This window comes from Telluria sp. ZB4P37 (genome assembly GCF_059685855.1).
Window position 1 is genome coordinate 126,111 of record NZ_JCASID010000005.1, and the last position, 18,208, is coordinate 144,318.

Here is an 18,208-nt window from a genome sequence, read left to right on the forward strand (position 1 = left end):
GATTTTTCACTAAAAACCTGTGGAATAACAGGATCAATTATTCCACTACCCGCGGTAGGATGGCAATCTTTTCTAGATCCGGCTTTTTTACTTATCCTTTTCAGGAATTCAGGGACAACATGCGCGTTCTCGTACTTGGCAGCGGCGTGGTCGGCGTGACCACTGCATACTATCTGGCCAAGGCAGGCCACGACGTCACCGTCATCGACCGTCAACCCGGCCCTGCCCTGGAGACGAGCTTCGCCAACGCCGGCCAGATCTCGCCCGGCTACGCCTCGCCATGGGCCGCACCCGGCATTCCACTCAAGGCCGCGAAATGGCTGTTCCAGCGCCATGCGCCGCTGGCGATCCGCCCGGACGGCTCGCTGTTCCAGCTGCAGTGGATGTGGGAGATGGTGCGCAACTGCACAGCCGACCGCTATGCGGTCAACAAGGAGCGCATGGTGCGCCTGGCCGAATTCAGCCGCGACTGCATCCGCGAACTGCGCGCCGAGACGGGGATCGAATACGAAGGCCGCAGCCTGGGCACCGTGCAGCTGTTCCGCACCCAGAAGCAGTTAGAGAGCGCGGCCAAGGACATCGAGATCCTGAAGCAGGCCGGCGTCGAATACGAGCTGCTGGCCGGCCGCGCGCTGGGCCAGGCCGAACCGGCGCTGGGCGAGCACGCCACCCTGGTGGGGGGCCTGCGCCTGCCGAACGACGAAACCGGCGACTGCCAGCTGTTCACCACCCGCCTGACCGCGATGGCGCGCGACCTCGGCGTGCGTTTCGAATTCGACACCGCGATCAAGGAGCTGTTCACCAGCGGCGGCCAGGTCACCGGCGTGCGCACCGACAAGGGCGTGATGACGGCCGACCGCTACGTGCTGGCGCTGGGCAGCTATTCGCGCCTGCTGCTGAAAAACTACTTTAAGCTGCCGGTCTATCCGCTCAAGGGCTATTCGATCACGGTACCGATCACGGATGCCAGCCGCGCGCCCGTGTCGACCATCCTCGACGAGACCTACAAGATCGCGGTCACCCGCTTCGACGACCGCATCCGCGTGGGCGGCATGGCCGAAATCGCCGGCTACAGCAACTACCTGAACCCGGCCCGCCGCGAAACGCTCGAGATGGTCGTCAACGACCTGTTCCCGGGCGCCGGCGACACCAGCCAGGCCGCCTTCTGGAACGGCCTGCGCCCGATGACCCCGGACAGCACCCCGGTGGTGGGCGCCACGCCGCTGCACAACCTGTTCCTGAATACCGGCCACGGCACCCTGGGCTGGACCATGGCCTGCGGCTCGGCCAGCGTGATCGCCGACCTGGTCAGCGGCAAGAAGCCGGCGATTCGCGCCGATGACCTGGCGGTGTTCCGTTATGCGGGTACGGAGCCGCGTGGGATGCTGCCGGAGCTGGTGAAGGCGTAAGTTGAGGGTTTGTGGTCGTGCAGACGCCAGAGGTACGCATACAAAATGGGGTTCCCGCCTGCGCGGGAGCGACGTTGATCGAGGGTGCGTGAAAATCGGTAGCGCCGATTTCTACCACCTCCTTTAAAACCGTCATTCCCGCGGAGGCGGAATCCAGGTCCGCAGCAGACACGCAAGCATAAAAAAACGGCCGGGGTTCCCACCCCGGCCGTTTTTCGTTAACACTTCTAGGCGATTACGCCAGCTTCCCGTGACACTGCTTGAACTTCTTGCCGCTGCCGCAAGGGCAAGGATCGTTGCGGCCGACCTTCACGCCCATATAGGTGCTGTGGTCTTCCGCCGATACCGGCTCGGCGCTGCTGCCCATCGGGTTCGGGTTGAGCAGTTCTTCCGGTGCTGCCGACGGATTGAAATCGGCGTGCTGGTAGTTGATGTTTTCCAGGTGGGCCGCCTGGGCCGCCATTGCCGCTTCGGCGGCATCGACTTCCTCGCGGCTCTGGATGCGGACCGTCATCACGGTGCGGATCACTTCGTTCTTGATCATGTCCAGCATGCTGGAAAACAGCTCGAAGGCTTCGCGCTTGTATTCCTGCTTCGGGTTCTTCTGGGCATAGCCGCGCAGGTGGATGCCCTGGCGCAGGTGGTCCAGCGCCGCCAGGTGCTCGCGCCAGTGGGTGTCGACGCTCTGCAGCATGACATTGCGTTCGAAGCCGCCGAAGGATTCCTTGCCGACCACGCCGACCTTGGTGTCGTAGGAGACTTCCGCGGCCTTGAGCACGCGCTCGAGGAGGTCGTCGTCGTTCAGGTTCGGATCGTCCTTGAGCATCTGCTCCAGCGGCACCACCAGGTTCCACTCGGCCGCCAGGGTCGATTCCAGCGACTTGATGTCCCACTGCTCTTCCACCGACTCGGCCGGCACGAAGCCGCGCACCACGTCGGTGAAGACGCCATTGCGCAGCGAGACGATCAGGTCGGTCATCTCGGTCGATTCCAGCAGCTCGTTACGCTGGGTGTAGATCACCTTGCGCTGGTCGTTGGCGACGTCGTCGTATTCGAGCAGCTGCTTGCGGACGTCGAAGTTGCGGGCCTCGACCTTGCGCTGGGCGGTCTCGATCGAGCGGGTCACGATGCCCGCCTCGATCGGCTCGCCTTCCGGCATCTTCAGGCGCTCCATGATCGAGCGCACGCGGTCGCCCGCGAAGATGCGCAGCAGCGGATCGTCCAGGCACAGGTAGAAACGCGAGGAACCCGGGTCGCCCTGGCGGCCCGAACGGCCCCGCAACTGGTTGTCGACGCGGCGCGATTCGTGGCGCTCGGTGCCGATGATGTGCAGGCCGCCGGCGTTCACCACGTGGTCGTGCAGCGACTGCCATTCGTCGCGCAGCTGCTTGGCCTGGGCCGCCTTGTCGGCGTCCGTCAGGGCCTCGTTCGCTTCGATGATCTGGATCTGCTTCTCGACCATGCCGCCCAGGACGATGTCGGTACCGCGGCCCGCCATGTTGGTGGCGATGGTGATCATCTTCGGACGGCCGGCCTGCGCGATGATTTCCGCTTCGCGGGCGTGCTGCTTGGCGTTCAGGACGTTGTGCGGCAGGCTGGCCTTGGTCAGGATGCCGGACAGCAGTTCCGAGTTCTCGATCGAGGTGGTGCCCACCAGTACCGGCTGGCCGCGCTCATAGCAGTCGCGGATGTCGATCAGCATCGCGTTGTACTTTTCCTCGGCCGACTTGTAGACCTGGTCCTGGCGGTCCTTGCGCTGCGACGGCTTGTTCGGCGGGACCACCACGGTTTCGAGGCCGTAGATTTCCTGGAATTCGTAGGCTTCGGTGTCGGCGGTGCCGGTCATGCCGGACAGCTTGCCGTACATGCGGAAGTAGTTCTGGAAAGTGATCGAGGCCAGGGTCTGGTTCTCGTTCTGGATGCGCACGCCTTCCTTGGCTTCCACGGCCTGGTGCAGGCCGTCCGACCAGCGGCGGCCCGTCATGAGGCGGCCGGTGAATTCGTCGACGATCACCACTTCGTTGTTCTGCACCACGTAGTGCTGGTCCTTGTGGTACAGGACATGGGCGCGCAGCGCCGCGTACAGGTGGTGCACCAGCGTGATGTTGGCGGCGTCGTACAGCGAGGCGCCTTCCGGCAGCAGGCCCCACTGGGTCAGGATGCCCTCGGCCTTTTCGTGGCCGGCTTCCGTCATCAGCACGGTGTGCGCTTTTTCGTCCTTGACGTAGTCGCCCGGGACTTCGACCTGGCCCTTGCCGTCCGGCGTTTCTTCGCCGACCTGCAGGGTGAGCAGCGGCGGCAGCTCGTTCAGGCGCTGGTACAGCTCGGTATGACTCTCGGCCTGGCCCGAAATGATCAGCGGGGTGCGCGCTTCGTCGATCAGGATCGAGTCGACCTCGTCGACCACGGCGAAGTTCAGGCTGCGCTGCACGCGTTCGCGCGCCTCGAAGACCATGTTGTCGCGCAGGTAGTCGAAACCGAATTCGTTGTTGGTGCCGTAGGTGATGTCGGAGGCGTAGGCGGACTGCTTGCTGTCGTGATCCAGCTGCGACAGGTTCACGCCCGTAGTCAAGCCGAGCCAGCCGTACAGGCGGCCCATCGACTCGGCATCGCGCTGCGCCAGGTAGTCGTTGACGGTAATGACGTGCACGCCCTTGCCGGCCAGGCCGTTCAGGTAGACCGGCAGGGTTGCCATCAGGGTCTTGCCCTCGCCGGTGCCCATTTCGGCAATCTTGCCTTGGTGCAGCACCATGCCGCCGATCAGCTGGACGTCGAAGTGGCGCATCTTCATGACGCGCTTGGCTGCCTCGCGGCAGACCGCGAAGGCTTCCGGCAGGATGTCGTCGAGCGACTCGCCCTTGCCGAGCCGGTCCTTGAATTCGGGAGTCTTCGCCTGGAGTTCGGCGTCGGACAACTTTTCCATCTGCGGCTCGAGCGCGTTGATCTGACGCACGGTCTTTTGGTATTGCTTGAGCAGACGCTGATTACGGCTGCCGAAAATCTGGGTCAGGAATGACATGCTAACTCTACAAAAAATACGCCGCGAAAAGAGCCCGGGAGGACGGGTGAACACATCCGCCGAAGACCGCCTATGGCAAAAAGCTACTGATTTTATCATGCGATCCGGCCACACTTGGGGACAATGGGCAGGATAACAAGACTGCTGAGCAGCAGAATGTTATCAAATTGCACTGAATGCCACAGTGGCGGGGCCTGTCGTGCGGACCCGGGACGGCCGGGGCGGCGCCGGCGCCCCCGCGACAGGAGCCTGGCGGTCGGGAAAATGTGCCGGGCTTGCGCCGGATCGGGGCAAGTCCGTGCAGGGTTTGTGCGAAGTCGAGGCGGGGTTTGTGCTATCGTGCGCCTGGTCGACTCCCCCTTCCCTATCCTCCCAGTGCACATCTACGGTACCAAAAATCGGCAGACGTCGATCGTCGCGACTGACTTCCTTCGCGGCAACGAACGCATGGCCAGCCTGCTGCCGGCGGCCATGCGCATGGCGCGCCTGCAGTCGGACTGCGCGGCGATCCTGCCTGCGCTGGCCGGCAATACCGACGTGATTTCCTTCCAGGATGGTGCGCTGGTGCTGGCTGTGCCGAGTTCGGCGGTGGCGGCGCGTGTGAAACAGATGGCGCCCAAGCTGCAGGCCGCCCTGCTCGGGCGCGGCTGGCAGGTGGAATCGGTCAAGCTGAAGGTGCAGGTGGCGCGCGCCGTGCCGCAAAAGCCGGAAATGCGCAGCCTGGAGCTGCCGCCGACGGCGGTGCAGGCTTTCGAGGAGCTGGCCGAATCGCTGGAAGACACCACCCAGAACAAGGATCTGGTGGCGGCGCTGCGGAGGTTGGCGGAGAAGCGGCGGTAGCTTTTTTGGTGGCTGGAGCACACGCTGGCGGTTTGCTGCGAACTTGGGTCCCGGCCTTCGCCGGGATCGAATTTTGCACGCGTACTACACACGACCGCGTACACCCCATCAAGTCTGCGCCCACTCCCGCGTCATCTGCCGCACATACGACGGCGGCGCATCCGAAAGCGAATCGAATTCCACCAGCTCGTAGGCATCCGGCTGCGCCAGGAGTTTGCGCAGCAGCTCGTTGTTGAGCGCGTGGCCCGATTTATGGGCCGTGTAGCTGGCCAGCAGCGGGTGGCCGACGATGTACAAATCGCCGATCGCATCCAGGATCTTGTGGCGCACGAATTCGTCCTCGTAGCGCAGGCCGTCCGCATTCAGGATGCGGTATTCGTCCATCACGATCGCGTTTTCCAGCGAGCCGCCGCGCGCCAGCCCCAGGCCGCGCAGGGTTTCCACGTCCTGCATGAAACCGAAGGTGCGCGCGCGCGCCACGTCGTGCACATAGGAGACGTCGCCGAAATCGACCGAGGCGCGCTGCATGGTGCCGTCCACGGCCGGGTGGTTGAATTCGATGAAGAAGTCGAGCTTGAAACCTTCGTAGGGCGACAGGCGCGCCCATTTTTCGCCGCTGCCCTCGCCCTGGCGGATCTCGACTTCCTTGAGCACGCGGATGAATTTCTTCGGGGCGTCCTGCTCTTCCACGCCGGCCTGCTGCAGCAGGTAGACAAAGGAGGCGGCCGAGCCGTCCATGATCGGAATCTCTTCGGCGGTGACGTCCACGACCAGGTTGTCGATGCCCAGGCCGGCGCAGGCCGACATCAGGTGCTCGACGGTGGACACGCGCGCGCCGTCCTTGATCAGGACCGTGGCCATGCGGGTCTCGCCGACCACGTCGGCGGCGCTCGGGATGGAGACGATCGGGTCGTAGTCGACACGGCGGAAGGTGATGCCGGCGCCCGGGGCGGCCGGACGCAGGGTCAGCTCGACCTTGGTGCCCGAGTGCACGCCCACACCGGTGGTGCGGACGACCTGCTTGATGGTTCGTTGTTTCAGCATCCGGCGATTATAGCCCAGCGCTTTCGGCGGCGCAGGCAGCCCCCCGCCCCAGCTAGGGGTGCTCGGCTTCGACGTGTTCTTTTTCGTGGCGCAGCAGATACAGGCCGCTGCCGATGATGATGGCCGCGCCCAGCATGGTGTAGCTGTCGGGCAGGGTCTGCCACATCAGCCAGTCCAGGCAGACCGCCCAGGCCAGCGCCGAATACTCGAAAGGCGCCACGCTCGAGGCCTCGCCGCGCGCAAAGGCTTCGGTGACGGCGAGCTGGCCGACGAAGCCGGTCAGCGCCAGGCCGCACAGCAGCGGCGCGTCGGACATGCGCATCGCCACCCAGCCCGGCGCTGCGAGGGCAGTCGCACCGACGGCCACCATCAGCATCAGCCAGAACACCATGTGCTCGTTGCGGTCGGTGCGCGCCAGGATGCGCACCGTGATCGCCGAGACCGCGTACATCGCGGCCGCGGCCAGCACCGCCAGCCCGCCGATGGTCAGGAAGCCGGCGCCGGTCGGGCGCAGTACCACCAGCACGCCGCCCAGGCCGACCGCGATTGCGATCCAGCGCGCCAGGCCGACCCGCTCCTTCAGGAACCAGACCGACAGCGCCGTGATCAGCGCCGGCGCGATGAAGAAGATCGAATAGGCCTCGGCCAGCGACAGCTTGCGGATGCCGAAAGCGAAGAAGGTCAGCATCATGATGCCCAGCACCGCGCGCAGCAGGTGCAGCGGCCAGCGGATGCGGAAGATGTCGCCATAGCCCACCCGCAGCCCGACATAGATCGCCACCAGGGGCAGCGAAGTGAGCGAACGCAGGGCGGCCACCTGGATCGCCGGGTAGCGCGCGGACAGCAGCTTCATGGCCGTGTCCATCAGCGCGAACATGAAGACGGCGACCAGCATCGCGTAGATGCTGTACAGGTTCCCGGCGGGTCGCTTCACACCTGTTTTTCCATGAACAGGCTGAGCGGGTCCGGCCGGTAGTCGCCGAAGGGCTCGCAGCGGGTAAAGCCGAAGCGCTCGTATAGCTTGAGTGCGTCCGGCTGGTGGATGCCGGTTTCCAGCTTCAGCACGCCCACGCCGGACATCCGGGCGAACATCGCCAGCTGTTCCATCAGCTTGCGGCCGATGCCGCAGCCACGGCGCTCTTTGACGACCATCATGCGCTTGATCTCGCCGTAGCCCTCGCGCCGGACCAGCGCCGCGCAGCCGCAGGCCGCGCCATCGACGTCGCGCGCGACCAGGAACAGCACGCCGTCGGCATGCAGCGCGGCGATGTCCATCAGGTGGTTCGATTCGGCCGGATACAGCGACGCGCAATAGGCATCGAGCTGGTCCAGCATGGCCCGTACTTCCGGCTGGTCGGGGGTTTCGGCGTTGATGATCATGGATAAAAAACGGCGCCACGGCGCCGTTTCGAAAGTTACAGGCCGGTTAGCCCAGTTGTTCCAGCATCTTCTCGGCGCCCGAGACTTCGAAGCCGGCCGTTTCGACGTTCAGGGCCTTGACGACACCGTCTTCGACCAGCATCGAATAGCGCTGCGAGCGGGTGCCCATGCCGTGCTTGGAGAAGTCGGCGTCCAGGCCCAGCGCCTTCGAGAAGGCGGCATTACCGTCGGCCATCATGCGCACGGTGCCGGTCGCCTTCTGGTCGCGACCCCAGGCGCCCATCACGAAGGCGTCGTTGACCGAGATGCACCAGATTTCATCGACGCCCTTAACCTTGAGCGCTTCCGCGTGCTGGACGTAACCCGGCACGTGCTGGGCCGAGCAGGTCGGGGTGTAGGCGCCCGGCAGGCCGAAGATGACGATCTTCCTGCCTTTCGTGAGCTCGCTGACCTGGAAGGTATTCGGGCCGAGCGAGCAGCCTGCGGTTTCGGTCTCGATGAATTCCGACAGGGTGCCTTCCGGCAGGCGATCGCCGATCTGGATGGTCATGGGGTGTGCTCCTTCGTGTTTTGAGAATCCGGCAATTATCGCCGATGTGGGGAAGGCTTGCAGGCAGGCTGTAAAAATGGGCTGACCACCTGCGCCTCCTTCTGCCTACTCCCTTGGAACCTCATCCCGGAGTAGGCCGGGATCCAATTTTGCGTGCGCATCACAAACGCACACGCCAACGACAGCGGCACGAACTTGGACCCCCGCCTTCGCGGGGGATGATGGATTTAAGCGTGACGGTGCTCATGACGTAACGGTCGGAAAAAAAAAACAAAAAGGCCAGCTTGCGCCGGCCTTTTCACACTCAACCGACTTTGTATCAGTCGGCCTGCTTGCGCAGGAAAGCCGGAATGTCGTAAGTCTCGACACCGTTGCGCTGCATGGCCTGCACCTGCTCCGATGCCTGCTCGCGGCGCCACACGGCCGGCTGCTTCATGCCGCCCAGTGCGTCGCCACCGGCCTGGCCCATGCTCAGGCCGCCGGTCACGGTCGCCGCGCCGGCCATCACCGGTGCGTTGTAGCCGTGGGTGCCGGTGCGCAGCACCGGCTGCGGCTGGACCAGCTGCATCTTCTTGGCTTTGCCCAGGCCCGTCGCGACCACGGTCACGCGGATCTCGTCGCCCATCGAATCGTCGTAGGCGATGCCCTGGGCGATCGACGCGTCCGGCGCGGCGAAGGCGCGCACGGCGGCCATGACTTCCTTGATTTCCTTACCCTTCAGGCCACGGCTTGCGGTCACGTTGACCAGCACGCCCTTGGCGCCCGACAGGTCGATACCGTCGAGCAGCGGCGAGGCCACTGCCTGTTCGGCGGCGATGCGCGCGCGGTCGACGCCGGCGGCGGTCGCGGTGCCCATCATGGCCTTGCCCTGCTCGCTCATGATGGTCTTCACGTCATTGAAGTCGACGTTGATGTGGCCCGGCACGTTGATGATCTCGGCGATACCGGCAACGGCGTTGTTCAGGACGTCGTCGGCGTGCTTCATCCACTCCAGCATGCTTTCGTCTTCGTAGATGTCTTCCAGTTTTTCGTTCAGGATGACGATCAGGGAGTCGACGTGCTTGCTCAGCTCTTCCAGGCCGGCTTCCGCCACCTGCATGCACTTGTCGCCTTCGTAGGAGAACGGCTTGGAGACCACGGCGACAGTCAGTGCACCCATGCTCTTGGCCACTTCGGCGACGATCGGCGCCGCGCCCGTGCCGGTGCCGCCGCCCATGCCGGCCGCGATGAAGACCATGTGCGCGCCGCGCAGTGCGTCTTCGATGCGCGAGCGGGTCTGCTCGGCGAGCTGGCGGCCCACTTCCGGACGCATGCCTGCGCCCAGGCCCGATTCGCCGATCTGGATGATGTTGTTCGCGCCTGATACTGCAAGTGCCTGCGCATCCGTGTTTGCCGCGATGAACTCGACACCGGACACACCTTTATTGATCATGTGCTGAACCGCGTTGCCGCCGGCGCCGCCGACGCCGACAACTTTGATGACGGTTCCCAGTGCTGCGTTATCGACCATATCGAACTCCATGATGAACTCCCAATATTCAGTGCCGCTTCCGTTGCGGAGATTTGCCAGGCCCCTGACAGGCCCCGCAACCGGAAACAGCGATTGTATTTAAAAAATCTTTACCCGTGAACGCTTTGTTGCTGACGTACTGAAAATTTAATGCTGTATTTCGTAACTAAACTCGTAATTTAGAAATTCCCTGCGATCCATTCCTTCATGCGCTGCCAGACTGCCTTCACCGAACCATCCTGACGCGTGACGATATGACCGCGCAGGTATTGCTTCTTCGCTTCCAGCAGCAGGCCGAGCACCGTGGCGTAGCGGGGGCTGCGCACGACGTCGGCCAGCTGGCCGCGGTAGTCCGGCGTGCCGAGGCGCGCCGGTTTGAGGAAAATGTCTTCGGCCATTTCGATCATGCCGGGCATGATCGAGCTGCCGCCGGTGAGCACGATGCCCGACGAGAGCACGCCCTCGTAGCCGGACTCGCGCACCACCGTGTGCACCATCGCAAACAGTTCTTCGACGCGCGGCTCGATCACGGCCGCCAGGGCCTGGCGCGACAGCGCGCGCGGGCCGCGGTCGCCCAGGCCAGGCACTTCGAGCGTCTCGCCCGGATCGGCCAGCACCTGCTTGGCCACGCCGTAGCGGATCTTGATGTCTTCCGCCTCGCCGGTCGGCGTGCGCAGGGCCATCGCGATGTCGCTGGTGATCTGGTCGCCGGCGATCGGCAGCACGGCGGTGTGGCGGATCGCGCCGTCCGAGAACACGGCGATGTCGGTGGTGCCGCCGCCGATGTCGATCAGGACCACGCCCAGTTCCTTTTCGTCGACCGTCAGCACCGAATCGGCCGAGGCCATCGGCTGCAGGATCAGGTCCGACACCTCGAGCCCGCAACGGCGGACGCACTTTACTATGTTCTGCACTGCGGACACCGCACCGGTGACGATGTGCACGCGCACTTCCAGGCGGATGCCGCTCATGCCGATCGGCTCGCGCACGTCTTCCTGGTTATCGACGATGAATTCCTGCGGCACCGTGTGCAGCAATTGCTGGTCGGTCGGGATGTTCACCGCCTTGGCGGTCTCGATCACGCGCGCCACGTCGGTGGCGGTGACTTCCTTGTCCTTGATCGCAACCATGCCGCTCGAATTGAACGAGCGGATATGGCTGCCGGCGATGCCAGCATAGACATTGCGGATCTTGCAGTCGGCCATCAGCTCCGCTTCTTCGAGCGCGCGCTGGATCGACTCGACGGTGGCCTCGATGTTGACGACCACGCCTTTCTTCAACCCTTTCGACTCGTGCTGACCGAGGCCGATCACCTCGTGGCGTCCGTCGGACATCACTTCGGCCACGACCGCCACCACCTTCGAGGTGCCGATGTCGAGGCCGACGATCAGGTTCTTCGCGTCTTTTGTCATTGCTGTTGCCTGCTTATGTTTGCTTGGTTGTCTTGTTGATCGGAGTTTTTGGCTTTTTTGCTGCCTTGACCGGCTTGCTGGCATCGAGCGGCACCGTCAAGGCCGCCGACGACAGCGCCAGCCCGTTCGGGTAACGCATGTCGATGGTGTCGATGCGTCCTTCCTGCAGCCGCGCGACCAGCTGCGGGTAGACGCCGACCAGGCGCTGCACGCGTTTTTTCAGCGTGTCGCGGTCCTGCTCGCGGCCGAGCGCCACGCTCATGCCGTTATCCAGCTTGACGGTCCAGGCATAACGGTCCGACAGCGACAGCTGCAGTGGCGCCAGCTGCACCGGCGAAAACAGCGAACGCAGCTCGGTAAAGCGGGCCAGCACTTCCTTCTCGGTCCCCAGCGGGCCGTCGAAGGCCGGCAGCGGATGGTCGTCGTCGGCCTCGGCCAGGTTGGCGGTAAACACATCGCCCTTGACCGACAGCAGGCGTCCGTCCTCGCCCCAGGTGCCGAGCGCTTCGTGCTCTTCGACCTCGACGATCAGCTGGTTCGGCCACTCGCGGCGCACCGTGGCGCGCCGTACCCATGGCACGGTCTCGAAAGTGCCGCGCACCTGCTCCAGGTCGGTGGTGAAGAAGTTGCCGCGAATTTTGCCGATGACGCCATTGCGCACCGTGAGTTCGTTCACGTGGCGCAGGTCGATCCCGTACATGCTTTCCACCGTCACCGCGCGCAGCGAGAACATGGGGCGCTGCGACAGCCACCACACGCCGGACGCGAGACCGGCGAGCACCGTCAGCGCCACCAGGGAGCTGGCGGTTGCGTTCAGGGCGCGGACGTCATGCCACATCGGCGTTTAACCCTTCGCCTTCGGCATCGGCATCTTCAGGCGGCTCGAGGCCAGAATCTCGATGCACAGGTCTTCGTAGCTGATGCCCACCGCACGCGCGGCCATCGGCACCAGCGAGTGCGAGGTCATGCCCGGCGAGGTGTTCACTTCCAGCAGGAAGGGACGCATGTCGCTTTCCCTCACCAGCACGTCGACCCGGCCCCAGCCTTCGCAACCGAGGGCGCGGTAGGCATTCACGGCATGGCGCTGGATTTCCTCGGTCAGGGCGGCATCGAGCGGCGCCGGGCAGTGGTACTGGGTGGCGTCGGTGAAATACTTGTTCTGGTAGTCGTAATTGCCTTCCGGGGCCACGATCTCGACGATCGGCAGCGCGCGCGCCGTGGCACCCTGCCCCAGCACGGCGACGGTGAACTCGCGGCCGGTGACGAATTCCTCGGCCAGCACGACTTCGTCGAAGCCGGCTGCCAGTTCCACCGCGGCGCGCAAGCCGGCTGCCTCGGTCACCTTGGTGATGCCGATGGTCGAGCCCTCGAGCGGCGGCTTGACGATCAGCGGCAGGCCCAGGGCAACCAGGACCTCGTCGAGGTCGGTGGTCTTGTCGATCGAGACGTAGTCCGGCGTCGGAATCTCGTCGATCTTCCAGATCTTCTTGGTGGTGATCTTGTCCATGCCCACGCTTGATGCCATCACGCCGCTGCCGGTGTACGGAATACCGAGCTGCTCGAGGGCGCCCTGCAGGCTGCCGTCTTCGCCGTAGCGGCCGTGCAGCGCGATGAAGACCCGGTCGAATTTCTGTTCGGCCAGCTCGGCCAGGCTCTGGGTGCCCGGGTCGAAAGCGTGGGCATCGATGCCGCGGCTTTGCAGCGCGGCCAGCACGCCGGTGCCAGACATGATCGACACGTCGCGCTCGGCGGAGCGGCCGCCGAACAATACGCCGACCTTGCCGAAGGCGGCCGGGTCGAAACTGGTAGTAGCATTCACGGTTGAAGTGTTCACGTGATTCAGGCCTTTGAATTGGTCAGTTGGTGGGGAATGCCGCTGATCGAGCCGGCGCCCATCGTGAGGACGACGTCGCCGTCGCGGGCCGCGTTCAGGATCGCGGCCGGCATGTCGGCGATCGTCTCCACGAAAATAGGTTCAGTCTTGCCGCCGGTGCGCAGCGCGCGCGCCAGTGCGCGGCCGTCGGCAGCGACGATCGGCGCTTCGCCGGCCGGGTAGACGTCGGCCAGCAGCAGCACGTCCGGGGTGGCCAGCACTTTCACGAAGTCTTCGAACAGGTCGCGCGTGCGGCTGTAGCGGTGCGGCTGGAAGGCCAGCACCAGGCGCCGGCCCGGGTAGGCGGCGCGCGCGGCGGCCAGGGTCACTTCGGTTTCCACCGGATGGTGGCCGAAATCGTCTACCAGAGTAAAGCTGCCGCCGCCCGGCAGGGCCACTTCACCGTAGCGGGTGAAGCGGCGGCCGACGCCGCGGAATTCGAGCAGGCCGCGGGCGGTGGCTTCGTCGCTGATGCCGATCTCGCGCGCGATGGCGATCGCCGAGCAGGCGTTGAGCACGTTGTGCATGCCCGGCTGGTTCAGCACGAATTTCGTGTCCGGATAGCCGCGCTGGCGCACCGTGAAGTGCATGTGCACGCCATCGGCGTAGGCGTCCAAGGCGCGCACTTCGGCGTCCTCCGAGAAGCCATAAGTGGTGACCGGCTTGGTCACCTGCGGCAGGATCGAGCGTACGTGCTGGTCGTCGATGCACAGCATCACGCGGCCGTAGAACGGCAGTCGGTGGGTGAAGTGCACGAAGGCGGCCTTGAGCTTCTCGAAATCGTGCTCGTAGGTCTCCATGTGGTCGGCGTCGATGTTGGTGATCACTTCGATCATCGGCGACAGGTTGAGAAAAGACGCATCCGACTCGTCTGCTTCGGCCACGATATAGTCGCCCTGCCCCAGTTTGGCATTGGCGCCGGCCGCGGTCAGCTTCCCGCCGATGACAAAGGTCGGATCCATTCCGCCTTCGGCCAGCACCGAAGCCACCAGGCTGGTGGTGGTGGTCTTGCCGTGGGTGCCGGCAATCGCGATGCCGCGCTTCAGGCGCATCAGTTCACCGAGCATGATCGCGCGCGGCACCAGCGGGATCTTGGCGGCGCGGGCCGCGACGACTTCCGGGTTGCTCTCGTTGACGGCGGTCGAGGTCACGACCACGTCGGCGCCGATCACGTGTTCGCTGGAGTGCCCCGTGTAGACGCGCGCGCCGAGGTCGGCCAGGCGTTCGCTCGCCGCATTGCTCGACAGGTCCGAGCCCGACACGTTGTAGCCGAGGTTGATCAGCACTTCGGCGATGCCGCTCATGCCGCTGCCGCCGATACCGACGAAATGGATATTCTTGATCTTGTGCTTCATGTTCCGTTCAGTTCCCCAGGCCAGCTAACTTATTTGCCAAATTCTCGAGTTCACGCGCGATCGCTTCGTTGGCGTCGCGCTTGCCCACCTTTGCTGCCGCCTGCGCCATGGCCAGGCAATCTTCGCGGGTGGTTTTTTGCAGCAGGCTTGCCAGTCCCTGCGGATTGAGTTCACCCTGCGGCAGGTAGACGGCCGCTTTTTGCCCCGCCATCCAGACCGCGTTGTCGCGCTGGTGGCTGGTGGTGCTGGCCACGAACGGCACCAGCACGCTGGCCACGCCCGCGGCGGTGAGTTCCGACACCGTGATCGCGCCGGCGCGGCAGATCACCAGGTCGGCCTCGCCATAGGCGCCGGCCATGTCGTCGATGAAATCCACGACCTTCGCTTCCACGCCTGCCTGCGCATACGCGGCGCGCAGCGCCTCGATGTTCTTCTTGCCCGACTGGTGGGTCACGACCGGGCGCACGGCCGGGTCGATCTGCGCGAGCGCCGCCGGCACGCTGTCGTTCAGCACTTTCGCGCCCAGGCTGCCGCCGACGACCAGGATGCGCAGCGGGCCGCTGCGGCCTGCGAAGCGCGCGGCTGGCGCAGGAAGATCCAGGATCTGCTGGCGCACCGGGTTGCCGGTGACGACCGCCTTGCTTGCCGCCTTGCCGAAATCGGCCGGGAAACCAAACAGCAGGCGCTCGGCGATCGGGGCCAGGGTCTTGTTCGACAAGAGCAGCGCGGCGTCGGCGTTGACCAGGGCCAGCGGCACGCCGCGCGCACGCGCCATCATCCCGCCCGGCACCGTCACATAGCCGCCCATGCCCAGGACCACGTCGGGCTTGCGCTGGGCGATATAGCGGCGGCAGGTCAGGAAAGCGGCCGCCATCTTGAAGGCGCCGGTGACCGTATGCTTGAGCCCCTTGCCGCGCAGGCCGGCGAAGTCGATGCTGTCCATCGGGATGCCGGCCTTCGGCACCAGTTCGGTTTCCATGCCATGGGCGGTGCCCAGCCAGGACACTTCCCAGCCGCGCGCGCGCATGGTCTGCGCAATCGCGATGCCGGGGAAGATGTGGCCGCCGGTGCCCGCCGCCATGATCATCAAGCGCTTGGTCATGAGCGGCCCCCGCGCATACGCACCCGGTTCTCGTAATCGATGCGCAGCAGGATCGCCAGGCCGACGCAATTGAACAGCACGCCCGAACCGCCAAAGCTCATCAGGGGCAAGGTCAGGCCCTTGGTCGGCAGCAGGCCCAGGTTCACGCCCATGTTGATGAAGGTCTGCACGCCGATCCAGATACCGATGCCCTTTGCGACCAGGCCGGCGAAGGTCTGGTCCAGGGCGATCGCCTGGCGGCCGATGTCGAAGGCGCGCTTCACCAGCCAGTAGAACATCGCGATCACGACCAGCACGCCGGCCAGGCCCAGTTCTTCGCCGATCACGGCCATGATGAAGTCGGTGTGCGCTTCCGGCAGGTAGAACAGCTTCTCGACGCTGCCGCCCAGGCCTACGCCGAAGAACTCACCGCGCCCGAAGGCGATCAAGGAGTGGGTCAATTGGTAGGCCTTGTCCAGCGCATTGCCCTCTTCCCACGGGTTGAGGTAGGCGAACATGCGCGCGCGGCGGAAGGGCGACAGCGCGATGATGGCGGTGAAGATCACGACCAGCAGCGCGCCGATGCCGCCGAACCAGACGATGTTGATCCCGCCCAGGAACAGGATGCCCATCGCGATGCAGACGATCACGCCGAAAGCGCCCAGGTCCGGCTCCATCAGCAGCAGGCCGCCGACCAGGCCGATCGCCACCATCATCGGCAGGAAGCCCTTGGTCAGCTTGTGCATGTATTCCTGCTTGCGCACCGTGAAGTCGGCCGCGTACAGCACGGCGGCGATCTTCATGATCTCGGACGGCTGCAAATTCATGATCTTCAGGGGCAGCCAGCGGCGCGCGCCGTTGACCGACACGCCGATGCCCGGGATCAGCACCACGGCCAGCAGGAACAGGGTCGCGATGAACATCATCGGCGCGTAGCGCTGCCAGACCGCGACCGGCACCTGGAAGGCGACGGCCGCCGCCGTCATCGAGACGATGATGTACATCGCCTGGCGATACAGGAAGTATTCGTTCTTGTCGCCCAGGTAGGCGAATTTCGGCGAATCCGGCAGCGCGATCGAGGCCGAGTACACCATCACCAGGCCGAACAACATCAGGAGCACGGTGACCCAGACCAGCGGCTGGTCGTAGTCCATCATCTTCGACGGACGGCTGCGCGGCGAGGTCAATGCGTCGCTGGCCGAGCCGGAAAACTTGAATGGGAGCTGGAAGGCCATCAGATCTCCTGGCCTTTCTCGAGCGCGATGTCACGCACGGCGTCGACAAAGACCTGGGCGCGGTGCGCGTAATTGGTGAACATGTCCAGGCTGGCGCAAGCCGGCGAGAGCAGCACGCAGTCGCCAGGACGCGCCAGTCCGGCAGCACGGTGCACCGCTTCCGGCAAGCCGGGCAAATCGAAGACCGGCACGCCGGTCGGCTCGATGGCGGCGCGCACGCTTGGTGCATCGCGGCCGATCAGCAGCACGGCGCGCACATAGCGCGATGCCGGCAATGCGAGCGGAGCGAAGTCCTGGCCCTTGCCGTCGCCGCCGGCGATCAACAGGATCTGCTGGTCCTCGCCCGCGAAGGCCTTGCCCAGGCCTTCCAGGGCTGCGACGGTGGCGCCGACATTGGTGCCCTTGCTGTCGTCGTAATAGTCCACGCCGTCGATGCTGGCGACCAGCTCGACGCGGTGCGGCTCGCCCGCGTATTCGCGCAGGCCGTGCAGGAGCGGCGCCAGCGGCAGGCCGCAGGCACGGCACAGGGCCAGCGCGGCCAGTGCGTTCGAGGCATTGTGCAGGCCGCGGATTTTCAGTGCATCGGCCGGCATCAGGCGGTTGACCGTGACTTCCACGGGCGCGGGCGACTCGCCTTTTTTCAGTTTCTTGAGCGGCTCGTCGTCATTGGCGACGGCATTGGCCAGCCACAGCACGCCGCGCTCGCTGACCAGGCCGAAGCTGTTCGGCTCCATCGGCTCGCCCGTGCCGAAGGTAAATGCCGGCGCGCTTGGGTCGGCCATGCGCGAGACGCGCGCATCGTCGCGGTTCAGCACGCGCACGGTCTCGTTACCGAAGATGCGCGCCTTGTCCGCCGCATAGGCATCCATGCTGCCGTGCCAGTCGAGGTGGTCCTGGGTCAGGTTCAGCACTGTGGCGGCATCGGCCTGCAGGCTGGAGGTCGTGTGCAGCTGGAAGCTGGACAGCTCGAGCACCCAGGCCTGCGGCAGCTCGTCGTTGTCGAGGGTTTCGCGCAGCACGTCCAGCGCGGCCGGGCTGATGTTGCCGGCCACGCGCGTGGACAGGCCCGCGCGGCGGCACAGCAGGCCGGTCAGGCTGGTGACGGTGGTCTTGCCATTGGTGCCGGTAATCGCGATGACTTTCGGCGCATAGGCGCGGTCGAGGCGCAGATGCGCGAGCGCCTGCGCGAACAGCTCGATCTCGCCCCAGACGGGAATATTACGTTCGCGCGCAGCCGGGGCGATGTCCGCCAGCTCGCGGTCGGGGGCCAGGCCCGGGCTGACGGCAAGGAAATCGACGCCGTCGAGCAGGGTCGCGGCAAATTCGCCGCCGACGAATTCCGCATTCGGCACCGCCTGGCGCAGGGCGAACAGGCGCTGCGGATCGGTACGCGTGTCGGCCACGCGCACGCGCGCGCCGCAGCGCGCCAGCCATTGCGCCATCGCCAGCCCGGATTCGCCCAGGCCCAGTACCAATGCGGATTTGCCGTCGTAGATCATT

Annotated in this window: 15 protein-coding genes; 2 read left to right on the forward strand and 13 right to left on the reverse strand. The window is 65.1% G+C overall.

Features of this window, described 5'->3' with window-relative positions:
* The first annotated feature begins 119 nt into the window (after nt 1–119).
* Complete coding sequence (locus AC56K1_RS11195; RefSeq protein WP_497157916.1) at nt 120–1,409, forward strand: D-amino acid dehydrogenase; 1,290 nt, start codon at nt 120–122, stop codon at nt 1,407–1,409.
* A gap of 235 nt (nt 1,410–1,644) precedes the next feature.
* Here the strand turns inward: AC56K1_RS11195 and secA are convergent, their stop codons facing one another.
* Complete coding sequence (secA, locus tag AC56K1_RS11200) at nt 1,645–4,428, reverse strand: preprotein translocase subunit SecA (RefSeq protein ID WP_497157917.1); 2,784 nt, start codon at nt 4,426–4,428, stop codon at nt 1,645–1,647.
* Between the two features lie 447 nt (nt 4,429–4,875).
* Here secA and AC56K1_RS11205 point away from each other — a divergent pair, with 447 nt between their 5' ends.
* Nucleotides 4,876–5,268 carry a DciA family protein gene (locus AC56K1_RS11205; protein ID WP_497157918.1) on the forward strand — a complete coding sequence of 131 codons (393 nt, stop codon included), beginning with the start codon at nt 4,876–4,878 and terminating at the stop codon, nt 5,266–5,268.
* A gap of 108 nt (nt 5,269–5,376) precedes the next feature.
* Here the strand turns inward: AC56K1_RS11205 and lpxC are convergent, their stop codons facing one another.
* From lpxC to murD, 12 genes are all read right to left on the reverse strand, one after another.
* A complete protein-coding gene (lpxC, locus tag AC56K1_RS11210) occupies nt 5,377–6,312 on the reverse strand; it encodes a UDP-3-O-acyl-N-acetylglucosamine deacetylase (protein WP_497157919.1) in 936 nt (311 codons plus the stop codon).
* A gap of 52 nt (nt 6,313–6,364) precedes the next feature.
* A complete protein-coding gene (locus AC56K1_RS11215) occupies nt 6,365–7,207 on the reverse strand; it encodes a DMT family transporter (RefSeq protein ID WP_497158059.1) in 843 nt (280 codons plus the stop codon).
* A 35-nt stretch (nt 7,208–7,242) separates the two neighbouring features.
* On the reverse strand, nt 7,243–7,692 hold the full coding sequence (locus AC56K1_RS11220) for a GNAT family N-acetyltransferase (protein ID WP_497157920.1): 450 nt from the start codon (nt 7,690–7,692) through the stop codon (nt 7,243–7,245).
* Between the two features lie 46 nt (nt 7,693–7,738).
* Nucleotides 7,739–8,242: a peroxiredoxin gene (locus AC56K1_RS11225; protein WP_497157921.1), complete on the reverse strand. Its 504-nt coding sequence runs from the start codon at nt 8,240–8,242 to the stop codon at nt 7,739–7,741.
* 319 nt (nt 8,243–8,561) lie between these two features.
* Nucleotides 8,562–9,764 (reverse strand): cell division protein FtsZ, encoded by a 1,203-nt coding sequence (gene ftsZ, locus AC56K1_RS11230; RefSeq protein WP_497157922.1) that lies wholly within the window; start codon nt 9,762–9,764, stop codon nt 8,562–8,564.
* Nucleotides 9,765–9,931: 167 nt separating this feature from the next.
* On the reverse strand, nt 9,932–11,164 hold the full coding sequence (gene ftsA, locus AC56K1_RS11235; protein WP_171088011.1) for a cell division protein FtsA: 1,233 nt from the start codon (nt 11,162–11,164) through the stop codon (nt 9,932–9,934).
* Between the two features lie 13 nt (nt 11,165–11,177).
* Nucleotides 11,178–12,002, reverse strand: coding sequence for a cell division protein FtsQ/DivIB (locus AC56K1_RS11240; RefSeq protein ID WP_497157923.1), 825 nt, complete (start codon nt 12,000–12,002; stop codon nt 11,178–11,180).
* A 6-nt stretch (nt 12,003–12,008) separates the two neighbouring features.
* Complete coding sequence (locus tag AC56K1_RS11245) at nt 12,009–12,998, reverse strand: D-alanine--D-alanine ligase (protein WP_497157924.1); 990 nt, start codon at nt 12,996–12,998, stop codon at nt 12,009–12,011.
* Between the two features lie 5 nt (nt 12,999–13,003).
* The gene (gene murC / locus AC56K1_RS11250; protein WP_497157925.1) at nt 13,004–14,392 is read right to left on the reverse strand and encodes a UDP-N-acetylmuramate--L-alanine ligase; all 1,389 of its coding nucleotides are present in this window, start codon (nt 14,390–14,392) and stop codon (nt 13,004–13,006) included.
* Nucleotides 14,393–14,399: 7 nt separating this feature from the next.
* A complete protein-coding gene (gene murG, locus AC56K1_RS11255) occupies nt 14,400–15,494 on the reverse strand; it encodes an undecaprenyldiphospho-muramoylpentapeptide beta-N-acetylglucosaminyltransferase (protein ID WP_497157926.1) in 1,095 nt (364 codons plus the stop codon).
* Nucleotides 15,491–16,708: a putative lipid II flippase FtsW gene (gene ftsW, locus AC56K1_RS11260; RefSeq protein WP_497157927.1), complete on the reverse strand. Its 1,218-nt coding sequence runs from the start codon at nt 16,706–16,708 to the stop codon at nt 15,491–15,493. Before ftsW ends, murG begins: the two co-directional genes overlap by 4 nt.
* Nucleotides 16,708–18,207, reverse strand: a complete 1,500-nt coding sequence (murD, locus tag AC56K1_RS11265; protein ID WP_497157928.1) for a UDP-N-acetylmuramoyl-L-alanine--D-glutamate ligase — start codon at nt 18,205–18,207, stop codon at nt 16,708–16,710. The genes ftsW and murD overlap by 1 nt, the downstream gene beginning before the upstream one ends.
* Nucleotide 18,208 lies beyond the last annotated feature (1 nt).